This is a genomic window from Streptomyces sp. NPDC042364 (assembly GCF_056437585.1).
Genome location: NZ_JBWKAJ010000031.1, coordinates 47,995 through 60,392 on the forward strand (window position 1 = coordinate 47,995; position 12,398 = coordinate 60,392).

Genomic DNA, 12,398 nt, shown 5'->3' on the forward strand with positions numbered 1-12,398 from the left:
TCGGGCGGGGGAAGCCTGGGCGGGCCAGGGGCGCCCCGTCGCGGGACGGGGCGCCCATCAGCACCTTGAGGGGTGGGAGGTGTTACTTCACGAACAGCCTGCGCGGGTCGACGCCACCGAGGACGTCGTCGTACACGAGGCCACCGATCTTCGATCCGGCGATCTGGGTCTGCTTGTAGTACGCCGTCGGGACGTTGGAGACCACGTCCTTCACGATGTACTCGTTGACCTTGTTCCACTCCTCCGCGGCCTTGACCGGGTCCGTGATCTTGTTGATCCGGTCGATGTCCGCGTTGACCTTGTCGTCATTGATGTGCGAGTAGTTCGAGGCACCGTCCTGGATCTGCCGGCCGTCGTACAGCGGCGGGATCACGGTCGAGGCGCTCGGCCAGTCGGCACCCCACGCGGTGTGGAAGATGTCGTAGTTGTTCTTGACCTTGCTGACCTGGTCGTAGTACGTCTCGGCCGGGATCTCCTGGCGCTGGACGTCGAAGCCGGCCTTCTTCAGACCGGCCGCCATGGCGGTCGAGTACTGCTGGCCCTCAGGGGTGTTGATGTAGCCGAAGGTGAGCTTCAGGTTCTCCTTGCCGGCTTCCTTGAGGAGCTGCCTGGCCTTCTCCGGGTCACCGGCCGGCTTCTTCTTCTTGCCGAACGGGTCGAAGTTGGCGTTGTAGCCGGAGACGGTCGGGCTGATCAGACCGCCGGCGACCTCCATGGCCTGCGCACCACCGTAGGCGCGGACGAAGGGCGTGACGGGCAGCGCGTACGCGATGGCCTCACGGACCTTCTTGTCCTTCATCTCCTTCTGGGACAGGTTGATGTTCATCTGGCCCACGTACGGCTGGTAGCCGGAGACCACGCGGTTCTTCAGCGAGGAGTCGGCCAGCACCTTGGACAGGTTGCCCGCGTCGACCTGGTTGTTGAAGCTGATCGAGGTCGCGTTCTCGCCGGAGTCGTCGAGCAGCGCCTTCGTGGAGTCCTCGTACTGCTTGTTGAAGACGAAGTTGAACTGGTCGACGTACTGGTGACGGATCGGGTCCGTCTTCGGGTCCCAGTTGTCGTTCTTGACCAGCGTCATGGACTTGCCGGACTTGAAGTCCTTGATCTTGTACGGGCCGGCCGTCATCGGGGCCTTGTCGTACTTCTCCTTGGTGTCCTTCTTCTCGGACACGAGGGCGTAGCCCGCCATGGCGAGCGCGTAGGGCAGGTCCGGCTTCGGCTCCTTGAACTTGAAGACGACGGTCTTGTCGTCCGGCGTCTCAAGGATGCTGTCCGGCAGGTGCTTGCCCTTGTACGGGCCGTCCTTCAGGAGCTTGCGGTACTCCGCGCCCGGGGTGTTGGCCAGCCACTGCTGTATGTAGGTCGGGCCGTTGGTGACGAACGGGGCGAAGAGCCGCTCGAAGGTGTGGCGCACGTCCTTCGACGTGATCTCGGAGCCGTCGGCCCACTTGACGCCGTCCTTCAGCGTGAACTTCCAGGTCTTGCCGCCGTCGGTGGTCGTGCCGCTGTCGGTGGCCAGGTCGCCGACGACCTCGTGCTTCGAGCCGTCGTCGCTGGTGGCCTTGTAGCCGGTCAGACCACGGTGCAGGATCGAGGACAGGGAGCCCTCGTCGGAAACGTAGATCTGGGCCGGGTCGAGGTGGGCGTAGCTGTCCCTCTGAAGGACCGTCACCGCGCCACCGGGCTTGGCACCGGGGACATCGGCGGCCGGGCCGGTCGAGGCCTTGGCGTCGCCGAACTCGATGCTGGACTGCTGCCGGGCGGCGTTCTCCTTGTCCTTGTTGTTGCCGGTCCCTTCCTTGCTGCCGCCTTCGCTGCAGCCCGTGAGCGCAAGCGCTCCGGCCGCGAGCATGGAGATGGCGGCGTAAGCGTGGCGTCCACCCTTACCCATCACTTGGTTCCCACCCATCTATCTGTCACAAGTGCGATGAAATGAAGTGCCAGCCGATGCCGCGACGGTGCCGCCCCGGCTGGTTCGGGCGAGGATGCCCATTCAGTCCCGGTCAGCGAGCGGTCTTCGGGTCGAAGGCGTCGCGGACCGAGTCCCCGAGCAGGTTGAACGCCACGATGAAGATGATCATGGAGATACCCGGGAAGAACATGTAGGTGATGTCGTTCTGCATCACGAGTTCGGTCGACGCCTTGGAGAACATCTGTCCCCAGTCGGGCGTCGGCTCGACGATTCCCACGCCGAGGAACGACAGTCCGGCTTCCGCCGTGACGAACGCGGGGAGCATGTACGTGGACTGCACCAGGATCGGCGTGACGACGTTCGGGAGGATTTCCTTGCGGATGATCCGCCAGGGGGACGCCCCGCTCACCTTGGCCGCCTCGATGAACTCGCGTCCGGCGAGGGACAGCGTGGTACCGCGCAGGATGCGGGCGAGGCTCATCCAGCCGAGGAACCACTGCACCGCTATCAGTGCCACCACCCGGACATAGACCGGCGTCTCGTCCTTGGGGTCCACGAAGAGCGAGACCACGACCGGCATGCTCGCGATGAAGAAGAGCTGGGAGGGGAAGGCGAGCAGGAAGTCGACCACCCGGCTGATGGCGAAGTCGACCTTACCGCCGAGGTAGCCCGCCGCGACGCCCAGGAGGACGCCGGTGAGCACGGTGGCGAGGGTGACCGCGACGGAGATACCGAGCGAGTTCCTGATGCCGTACAGCAGCTTGGTGAAGACGTCGTAGCCGTTGCCCGGCTCCAGGCCGAACCAGAACTCGCCGCTGATGCCGCCGTTGGGCTGGAGCGGGACACCCGCACTGTCGAACAGTTCGGGCCGCTCGTCGGCGTAGACCGTGTAGGGGTCCTTGCCGTACAGCTTCGAGATGACCGGCGCGAGCAGGCCGATCACGATGAAGAAGAGAACGATGCAGGCGGACGTCACTCCTGCGCGGTCCCGCTTGAAGCGGATCCACATCAGCTGGCCGGGGGAGCGACCGACGAGTTCCTTGACCTGGACGGTCTCGGTCGTCGCCGCCAGTTCGGGGTCCAAGGCGACCGTGGACCCGGAGCCCTCGGCCTTGGTTGGACTGGTCATGTGTGTTCTTCCCCCGGGGGGTTGGAGAGTTGAGCGCAGCACAGATCCGGCTACCGGCGGGTTCTGCGTTTTGGGGGAACTTTCGCCAAGTGAGTCAACGCGCGTCAAGGGCGGAAGACATAGGGATCTCCCTACCGTCCATATTTTGAGCAAAAATTGCAAAGATTGACACCTACGCGCGCTTGACAGGCGATAAGGAAGAGCGACGAATCGGACATTCGGTGAAGGATTTTTGTTTACATGTCCGAAACTTGATCGCTGGATCACCGATATCCGAACAGCGCTTCACAGCCCGTGGACAGTCGGCTGAAGGCTTCGGGGCGCGAGGCCGGCTTCCACCCGGCCTTCTTCACGAACACCCCTGCAGCCCCCGCCTTTCCGCAGTTTCCGCCTGAATGCGGGCACGCCGGAGGCCCGGTCCTCCGCGCTCTGCGGTGAACCGGGGCTTCAGCGACTACGTGTGACGGCCCGTCAGCCGTGCTTGGCGCGGCTCGCGGCGCGGGCGCGCTCGCGGGCGTCCAGGTTGACCTTGCGGATGCGCACGGCCTCCGGGGTCACCTCGACGCACTCGTCGTCCCGGCAGAACTCCAGGGACTGCTCCAGCGACAGCTTGCGCGGCGGGACGATGGACTCGGCGACGTCAGCGGTCGAGGACCGCATGTTCGTCAGCTTCTTCTCCTTGGTGATGTTGACGTCCATGTCGTCCGCGCGGGAGTTCTCACCGACGATCATGCCCTCGTACACCTCGGTGCCGGGCTCCACGAAGAGCACACCGCGCTCCTGGAGGTTCGTCATCGCGAACGCGGTGACGGCGCCGGAGCGGTCGGCGACGAGCGAACCGTTGTTGCGGGTCTGCAGGGTGCCGAACCAGGGCTCGAAGCCCTCGTGGATGGAGTGCCCGATGCCCGTACCGCGGGTCTGCGTGAGGAACTCGGTACGGAAGCCGATGAGGCCGCGCGAGGGCACCACGAACTCCATGCGGACCCAGCCCGAGCCGTGGTTGGACATGTTGTCCATCCGGCCCTTGCGGACGCCCATGAGCTGTGTGACGGCGCCCATGTGCTCCTCGGGCACGTCGACCGTCATGCGCTCGACCGGCTCGTACGTCTTGCCGTCGATCTCCTTGGTGACCACCTGCGGCTTGCCGATGGTCAGCTCGAAGCCCTCGCGGCGCATCTGCTCGACCAGGATGGCCAGCGCCAGCTCACCACGGCCCTGCACCTCCCAGGCGTCGGGACGCTCGGTGTCCAGCACGCGCAGCGAGACGTTGCCGATCAGCTCGCGGTCGAGGCGGTCCTTGACCTGGCGGGCGGTGACCTTGCGGTCCTTCACCGCCGCCTTGGCGTCGGCGCCCTTGCCGGTGCCGCCGCGGCCGACCAGCGGGGAGGTGTTCGTACCGATGACCATGGAGATCGCGGGCTCGTCCACCGTGATGAGCGGCAGCGCGATCGGGTTCTCCACGTCGGCCAGCGTCTCGCCGATCATGATGTCCGGGATACCGGCGACGGCGCAGATGTCACCGGGGCCGGCCTTCTCGGCGGGCTTGCGGGTGAGCGCCTCGGTCATCATCAGCTCGGAGATGCGCACGTTGGTGACGGAGCCGTCGCGCTTCATCCAGGCGACGGTCTGCCCCTTCTTCAGCTCGCCCTGGTGCACGCGCAGCAGCGCGATACGGCCGAGGAAGTTGTCGGCGTCGAGGTTGGTGACGTGGGCCTGGAGCGGGGCGGCGTCGTCGTACGTCGGGGCCGGGATGTGCTCGAGGATCGTCGAGAAGAACGGCTCCAGGCTGGTGGAGTCGGCAGGGACGGTGCCGTCGGCGGGCTTGGTCAGCGAGGCGACGCCGTCACGTCCGCAGGCGTAGACGATCGGGAACTCGATCTGGTCCTCGTCGGCGTCCAGGTCCAGGAACAGGTCGTAGGTCTCGTTGACGACCTCGTCGATCCGGGAGTCGGGGCGGTCCGTCTTGTTGATGCACAGGATGATCGGCAGCCGCTGCTGGAGGGCCTTGCGCAGCACGAAGCGGGTCTGCGGCAGCGGGCCCTCGGAGGCGTCGACGAGGAGGACGACACCGTCGACCATCGACAGACCGCGCTCGACCTCGCCGCCGAAGTCGGCGTGGCCGGGGGTGTCGATGATGTTGATCGTGATGGGCTCCCCGCCGTCCTTCGGGTGGTACTTGACCGCCGTGTTCTTGGCGAGGATCGTGATGCCCTTCTCACGCTCCAGGTCGTTCGAGTCCATCATGCGGTCGTCGACGGAGTCGAGCTGGTGCGCGGCGAAGGCACCGGCCTGCTTCAGCATGCCGTCGACGATGGTCGTCTTGCCGTGGTCGACGTGGGCGACGATGGCGACGTTGCGGATGTCGTGACGTGTGGTCACAGCCATGTTGCGGCGTTCTCCCGGAGTGTGAGGACGGCCCTGCTGCGTACGTCTGTGTTACGCGGGCCCTGCCGGGCTGGACACGCCACGGCCTCACCCCATGGTACGGGGCCGCGGCACCAAGGGCTCGCCCGCCCGTACAGGCCCCGCTCCGCCCCAGGTCAGGCCCCCTTGACGGCGCGAGAACGGGCCGGCCGCCGCCCGCGTCGTGCGGGGCGGCGGCCGGCCTGCGCCAAGGGTGATCCGCTACTTCCGGGAGGAGCCCGTCGACGCCCCGGCGCCCTCCTTCAGGAAGCCCATGTCCTCGTAGACGGGGGTCTGGAAGCCGAAGGCGCCGGCGTTCGCCAGGTGCGGGCGGGCGGCGAAGAGCTGGGGCCGCTGGTAGAGGGGGATCGATCCGGCAGCGGCCCAGATACGGGCGTCGGCCTTGCGGATCAGCGAGCGCGCCTCGGACTCGTCGAGGGTGGAGATCGCCTGTTCGAAGAGCTGGTCGACCTGGTTGGTGCCGACGCGGGTGTAGTTCTGCTCGACGCTCAGCGAGCCGTCGGCCGCGGGGACCGGCTTCGCGTAGATGGGGCGGGCGTCGGTGGCGGGGAACGCGGAGGTGGGCCACGAGTACAGGGCGAGGTCGTACTGCCCGTTCGCGATGTGGTCCTTGAAGTAGCTCTCGTCGGCGACCTTGGAGATCTCGGTGCGGATGCCGATCTTCTCCAGCATCACCGCGATCCGCGCGCCGACGGTCCGCAGGGACTCGGTGCCCGGCCCGGACGGCAGGACGAAGCGGAGGGTGAGCGGCTTGCCGTTCTTGGCCAGCGGTGCCCGCGCGGCGTCTGCGGGCGCCCGCGTGCCGCGCGGGGCGTAGGCGCCGGGGACGTACTGCTTGCCGTCCTGGGCGAGGTGGTTGTCGTCGTCGGTCTCGTACGGCTTGTTGTCGTCGCCGACGACGTACGTGTCCTCGTCGTCTCCGGAGTCCGCACGCTCGTCCTTCTTCTTCCCGGACTCCTTCTCGTCCTTCTTCGCGGACTCCTTGCCGGATTCCTTCTCCGACTCCGTCTCGGACCCTTCCTCCGCCGACCCGGTGGTCCTCTCGCCCTCCGCCCCGGCGGCCTTCCTGCCCTCCCGGAGGGGGCCGCCCTCCTCCCAGCCGGCGTCCGCGAGGAGGGCCCGGGCCTCGTCGGTGTCCTGGTCGCCCACGGCACCGCTGCTGTCCGCGTAGGCGGCCTGGCCGGAGAGGGCGAGGTGGCTGCCGACGGGCACGGCGGGCAGGCCCAGGGGCTTCAGGACCAGGGCGGCGAGCTCCTTGCGGTCGAGGGCTCGGGCCACGGCGCGTCGGACGCGTTCGTCGGCGAGGGGGCCGTCGGCGCCGTTGAGGGCGAGCTGGGTGAAGGCCGGTTCGAGGGAGCGGCGCACCTCGAAGCCGCGGAGGGCGGACTGCTGTGCGGTGTACTCGGCGAGTGCCTTGCGCCGCTCCTTCCGGGCGCGCGTCTCCTCGTCGGCGGCCTTCTCGTCGGAGCCGTGCGCGATCGCCCAGGAACGCAGCGCCTTCGCGGGGGTCAGACCGGCACCGGGGCCCTGGGCGAGGGGACCGCCGAGGCCCTGCGCCCCGCGGGCGTCCGGAGAGCCGTGCGGGCCGGCGGAGCCCTCGGGGCCCCGGCCTTCCTTGGCGGCCTGCATGACGCGCTCCGCCTGGGACGCGTCGATCTCGGCGATGTCCACCTCGTCCTCGGCGAGCGCCTCGGCCCGCTTGTCGCGCGGTACGGCGCGCAGCACCAGCTCGGACAGCTTGGCCCGGTGGCCCCACCAGCGGGGGTTGCGGGTGAGGGTGACCTCGCCTCCCTTGCGGTCGACCTTCTTGAGCGCGAAGGGCCCGGCGGTGACCTTGAGCTTCTTGCGGGCGTCGTCGTTGAAGGAGTCGGGGGTGCCGGTCACCTGCTTCGGGTAGAGCGGGGAGAACAGCGACTTCCAGTCGGCGTAGGGGCGGTCGAAGGTGACGCGGACCTCCAGGTCGCTGTCGCCGCGTTCGACCTTCTCGATGCGCTCGTAGCCGGCGTTCCTGGCGGTCCAGTACGCGGAGTCCTTGCCGGACAGGGCCCGCCACTGGGCGGCGAAGTCGGCGGCGCCGATCTCCCGCCCGTCGCTCCACACCGCCTCCTGGTGGAGCTTGTAGAGCACCACCTGCCGGGGTTCGCGTTCGACGATCTTCGCGGACTCCAGGTAGTCGGTGTCGACCTGGGGCCGCCCGTCGGCGTCGAGGCGGTACATCGACGGCAGGACGGCGTCGGCGACGCGCGCGGTGGTGGGGTCGGCGTCCGCCTGGAACGCGTTGAACGTCTCCGGTACGGCGTCCACGGCCCAGCGCAGGGTGCCGCCCTCGGCGATCCGGTCACGGGCGGCCGGCGCGATGTCGGGGCCGGCCACCGGCCTGCCCGCGGGGTCCTCCTCGCCGCAGGCCGTGAGAAGGGGCGCCGCGAGCACACCCGCGGTGAGGAAGGCGACCGAGCGCATCACCGCACGCGGTCCGACGCCGTGGTGGGACATGGCTGCTACCTCCGGAGGACCGCACCCTCCCGCCAAGAGGGCGTTATGATCACTTTTGGGTGTATATGGAGCTGATCACATCTACGGCCACACACTGAAGAGGAAGGAGTTCACCGACCGATGGAGACACGGCGACGGGGAGCGAAAAGTCACCCCTACGGCGCAATGCGCCGCTCGTGAACCCCGGCGCACACCGAGCGTGAAATGGGCGTGCACGGGAGGCCCGCAATCCGCCAATCGATGCACATCCCTTCACAGCGCAACGTGTGACGCGCAACACTCGCAGGCGCATGAACGTTGCCGCCTCGGTCCTCGACGATCCGCGGAAGTGAGGGCAAGTCATGTCCGTGCAAGATGAACTGACATCGGTCCAGCGTTGCCTCGACGACCTCTACCGGTCGGTGGGACGCCTGGAACAGCAGATCGGCAGCGGTGGGCTCGACATGCGCCGCGTCCGCGCCGACGCCGATCACCTGCGCGAGAGCGTCGCGCTGCTGCGCGAGGGGGCCGTCACCCGCTCGTCCGCCAAGCACCCGGAGCTGGTCCCCATCCCCGACACCCCGTACGACGACTCGCTGTGGACGGACTCGGACGACGAGGGACTCGGCGCCCGCGACCGCCGCGCCCCCTGGCCCCGAGCACCCGGCACGCCGAGCGCCCGACAACCGAAAAGAACCGACCGGGAGTCCCCGTTGGCCACTGGTACGGAACCTCCAGGAACAGACCCCCATCCCTCACGCGGCGGTGTACGCACAGGTACGCGCGCCGCGATCGCCGCCCCGCATCTGCGGACCGACCGCTGGTGGCTGGCCCCCGCCGGCACCGCGGCCGGTCTGCTCGCCTTCATCGTGTACTCGACATGGCGGGCCTTCTCGGACGCGCACTACTACGCGGCCCCCTATGTCTCGCCGTTCTACTCCCCCTGTCTGGCGGAGCGCTGCGAGCCGATGCACGCGGGCCCCAACTGGGAGATCTTCGGCAGCTGGTGGGGCATCTCACCGGCGATCATCATCCTGATCTTCCCGCTGGGCTTCCGCCTGACCTGCTACTACTACCGCAAGGCCTACTACCGCGGCTTCTGGGCGTCCCCGCCCGCCTGCGCGGTGGCCGAGCCGCACGGGAAGTACACCGGTGAGACCCGTTTCCCACTGATCCTGCAGAACATCCACCGGTACTTCTTCTACGCGGCGATCGTCGTCGCCGGGATCCTGACGTACGACACCGTCCTGGCCTTCCGCGACGAGAACTACGAGTGGGGCCACATGGGCCTCGGCACGATCGTCTTCCTGATCAACATCGTGTTGATCTGGGCGTACACGATCTCCTGCCACTCGTGCCGGCACATCGTCGGCGGCAAGCTCAAGCACTTCTCCAGGCATCCCGTGCGCTACCGGATGTGGCAGTGGGTCGGGCGGCTCAACGCCCGCCACATGCAGCTGGCCTGGGCGTCCCTGGTGAGCGTGGCGCTCGCCGACTTCTACGTGTATCTGCTCGCGTCCGGCGCCTTCGACGATCCGGTGCTCTTCTAACGACAAAAGGTGCTTCTGATGTCCGTGGTCGAACGACAGGAGTGGGACGTCGTCGTGGTCGGCGCCGGCGGGGCGGGGCTGCGCGCCGCGATCGAGGCCCGCGAGCGGGGCGCCCGTACGGCGGTGATCTGCAAGTCGCTCTTCGGCAAGGCCCACACGGTGATGGCGGAGGGCGGCATCGCGGCCGCCATGGCCAACGTCAACCCCGGTGACAACTGGCAGGTCCACTTCCGCGACACCATGCGCGGCGGGAAGTTCCTCAACCAGTGGCGCATGGCCGAGCTGCACGCCCGTGAGGCCCCGGACCGGGTGTGGGAGCTGGAGACCTGGGGCGCCCTCTTCGACCGTACGAAGGACGGCCGGATCTCGCAGCGCAACTTCGGCGGCCACGAGTACCCGCGGCTCGCGCACGTCGGGGACCGTACGGGGCTGGAGCTGATCCGCACGCTCCAGCAGAAGATCGTGGCGCTCCAGCAGGAGGACCACAAGGAGACCGGGGACTACGAGTCCCGGCTGAAGGTCTTCCAGGAGTGCACGGTCACCCGCGTCCTCAAGGACGGCGACCGGGTCTGCGGTGTCTTCGCCTACGACCGCGAGTCGGGCCGATTCTTCGTCCTCGAAGCGCCTGCCGTCGTCATCGCCACCGGCGGCATCGGCAAGTCCTTCAAGGTCACGTCGAACTCGTGGGAGTACACGGGCGACGGGCACGCGCTGGCACTGCTCGCGGGGGCACCGCTGCTGAACATGGAGTTCGTGCAGTTCCATCCGACGGGGATGGTCTGGCCGCCGTCGGTGAAGGGCATCCTCGTCACGGAGTCGGTGCGCGGTGACGGCGGTGTCCTCAGGAACTCCGAGGGCAAGCGGTTCATGTTCGACTACATCCCGGACGTCTTCAAGGAGAAGTACGCGCAGTCCGAGGAGGAGGGCGACCGCTGGTACGAGGACCCCGACCACAACCGGCGGCCTCCCGAGCTGCTCCCCCGTGACGAGGTGGCCCGCGCCATCAACGCGGAGGTGAAGGCGGGCCGGGGCTCCCCGCACGGCGGGGTCTTCCTCGACGTGTCCACGCGGATGCCGGCCGAGGTGATCCGCCGCCGGCTGCCCTCCATGTACCACCAGTTCAAGGAGCTGGCCGACGTCGACATCACCGCCGAGGCCATGGAGGTCGGCCCCACCTGCCACTACGTGATGGGCGGCATCGCGGTCGAGTCGGACACGGCGGCGGCGCGCGGCGTACCGGGGCTGTTCGCGGCCGGGGAGGTGGCCGGCGGTATGCACGGCTCCAACCGGCTGGGCGGCAACTCCCTGTCCGACCTGCTGGTGTTCGGCCGCCGGGCCGGGCTGCACGCGGCCGAGTACGCGACGGGCCTGGCCGGGGCGCGGCCCCCGGTGGACGACGGCCAGGTCGACGCGGCGGCCGCCGAGGCGCTGCGGCCGTTCTCCGCCGAGGGCGAGGGCCGGGCCGAAGGGCACCCGCCGGAGAACCCGTACACCCTGCACCAGGAGCTCCAGCAGGCCATGAACGACCTGGTCGGCATCATCCGCCGGGAGGGCGAGATGGAGCAGGCGCTGGAGAAGCTGGCCGACCTCCGGGTGCGGGCGCGCCGGGCCGGCGTCGAGGGGCACCGGCAGTTCAACCCCGGCTGGCATCTCTCCCTGGACCTGCGGAACATGCTGCTGGTCAGCGAGTGCGTGGCGCGGGCCGCGCTGGAGCGCACCGAGTCGCGCGGCGGCCACACCCGCGAGGACCACCCGGCGATGGACCGCGAGTGGCGCCGGATCAATTTGCTGTGCCGGCTCACCGACCCGACGGGTGGACTCGCGGCCACCGATCCCGTCGCGGGCCAGATCTCCCTGACGCGGGAGACCACCGATCCCATCCGACCGGACCTGCTCGCCCTCTTCGACAAGGAGGAGCTGGTCAAGTACCTCGCCGAAGAGGAGCTGTACGAGTGAGCAGCCACGAGGAGCGACGGTCATGAGCGGCTACACGGCCCACTTCAGGGTGTGGCGGGGCGACGCGGGAGGCGGCGGCCTGGAGGACTTCAAGGTCGAGGTCAACGACGGCGAGGTGGTGCTGGACATCATCCACCGTCTCCAGGCGACCCAGGCTCCGGATCTCGCCGTCCGCTGGAACTGCAAGGCCGGCAAGTGCGGTTCGTGCTCGGCGGAGATCAACGGCCGTCCCCGGCTGATGTGCATGACCCGTATGTCGGTCTTCGAACGGGACGAGACGATCACGGTGACCCCGATGCGGGCCTTCCCGGTCGTACGGGACCTGGTGACGGACGTCGGCTTCAACTACCAGAAGGCGAGGGAGGTCCCGGCGTTCGTACCGCCGGAGGGGCTCGGACCGGGTGAGTACCGCATGATGCAGGAGGACGTGGACCGTCCACAGGAGTTCCGCAAGTGCATCGAGTGCTTCCTGTGCCAGGACACCTGCCATGTGGTCCGCGACCACGAGGAGAACAAGCCGGCCTTCGCCGGCCCGCGCTTCCTGATGCGCGTCGCCGAACTGGACATGCATCCGCTGGACGCGGCGGAGGACACCGGCCTGGACCGCAAGCGCACCGCGCAGGACGAACACGGCCTCGGCTACTGCAACATCACCAAGTGCTGCACCGAGGTCTGCCCCGAGGGGATCAGGATCACGGACAACGCGCTCATCCCGTTGAAGGAACGGGCCGTCGACCGCAAGTACGACCCGCTGGTCTGGCTCGGCTCGAAGATCAGGAGGCGCTCGTCGGCGGACTGAGGGGCCTGTCGGGGGCGCCGCACGGCGACCCCGGCCGGCCGGGGAACCGGTGACCGGGCATCCCCTGTCCGGTATCCGCTATCCGCTCTCCGCTCTCCGCTATCCGGGCATCGCCCCGGGGGAGCCCTTTCCTGCCTACCGGAGCAAGGGGTCGAT

The 12,398-nt window shown here is 68.4% G+C and carries 7 protein-coding genes and 1 pseudogene; 4 read left to right on the plus strand and 4 right to left on the minus strand.

Features of this window, described 5'->3' with window-relative positions; translation table 11 throughout:
* Positions 1-82: 82 nt before the first annotated feature.
* From AC067N_RS36660 to AC067N_RS36675, 4 genes are all read right to left on the minus strand, one after another.
* Positions 83-1,891 (minus strand): ABC transporter substrate-binding protein, encoded by a 1,809-nt coding sequence (locus AC067N_RS36660; protein WP_478683276.1) that lies wholly within the window; start codon positions 1,889-1,891, stop codon positions 83-85.
* 112 nt (positions 1,892-2,003) lie between these two features.
* Positions 2,004-3,041 (minus strand): ABC transporter permease, encoded by a 1,038-nt coding sequence (locus AC067N_RS36665; RefSeq protein WP_478683277.1) that lies wholly within the window; start codon positions 3,039-3,041, stop codon positions 2,004-2,006.
* A gap of 471 nt (positions 3,042-3,512) precedes the next feature.
* Positions 3,513-5,420, minus strand: a complete 1,908-nt coding sequence (gene typA, locus AC067N_RS36670; protein WP_478683305.1) for a translational GTPase TypA — start codon at positions 5,418-5,420, stop codon at positions 3,513-3,515.
* Between the two features lie 246 nt (positions 5,421-5,666).
* A complete protein-coding gene (locus tag AC067N_RS36675; RefSeq protein WP_478683278.1) occupies positions 5,667-7,958 on the minus strand; it encodes an ABC transporter family substrate-binding protein in 2,292 nt (763 codons plus the stop codon).
* Between the two features lie 341 nt (positions 7,959-8,299).
* Between AC067N_RS36675 and AC067N_RS36680 the strand changes: the two are divergent.
* The 4 genes and pseudogenes from AC067N_RS36680 to AC067N_RS36695 form a co-directional block, all read left to right on the plus strand.
* Positions 8,300-8,587 (plus strand): annotated as a pseudogene (locus AC067N_RS36680) (hypothetical protein); the annotation flags it as partial.
* 63 nt (positions 8,588-8,650) lie between these two features.
* Positions 8,651-9,487 carry a hypothetical protein gene (locus AC067N_RS36685; protein ID WP_478683306.1) on the plus strand — a complete coding sequence of 279 codons (837 nt, stop codon included), beginning with the start codon at positions 8,651-8,653 and terminating at the stop codon, positions 9,485-9,487.
* An 18-nt stretch (positions 9,488-9,505) separates the two neighbouring features.
* Positions 9,506-11,443, plus strand: a complete 1,938-nt coding sequence (locus AC067N_RS36690; protein WP_478683279.1) for a fumarate reductase/succinate dehydrogenase flavoprotein subunit — start codon at positions 9,506-9,508, stop codon at positions 11,441-11,443.
* A 22-nt stretch (positions 11,444-11,465) separates the two neighbouring features.
* A complete protein-coding gene (locus tag AC067N_RS36695; RefSeq protein ID WP_478683280.1) occupies positions 11,466-12,242 on the plus strand; it encodes a succinate dehydrogenase/fumarate reductase iron-sulfur subunit in 777 nt (258 codons plus the stop codon).
* Positions 12,243-12,398: the final 156 nt, after the last annotated feature.

Coding starts and splice junctions, on each gene's coding strand:
- AC067N_RS36690 (WP_478683279.1), top strand. CDS start 9,506: ATGTCCGTGGTCGAACGACAGGAGTGGGACGTCGTCGTGGTCGGCGCC.
- AC067N_RS36665 (WP_478683277.1), bottom strand. CDS start 3,041: ATGACCAGTCCAACCAAGGCCGAGGGCTCCGGGTCCACGGTCGCCTTG.
- AC067N_RS36675 (WP_478683278.1), bottom strand. CDS start 7,958: ATGTCCCACCACGGCGTCGGACCGCGTGCGGTGATGCGCTCGGTCGCC.
- AC067N_RS36695 (WP_478683280.1), top strand. CDS start 11,466: ATGAGCGGCTACACGGCCCACTTCAGGGTGTGGCGGGGCGACGCGGGA.
- AC067N_RS36660 (WP_478683276.1), bottom strand. CDS start 1,891: ATGGGTAAGGGTGGACGCCACGCTTACGCCGCCATCTCCATGCTCGCG.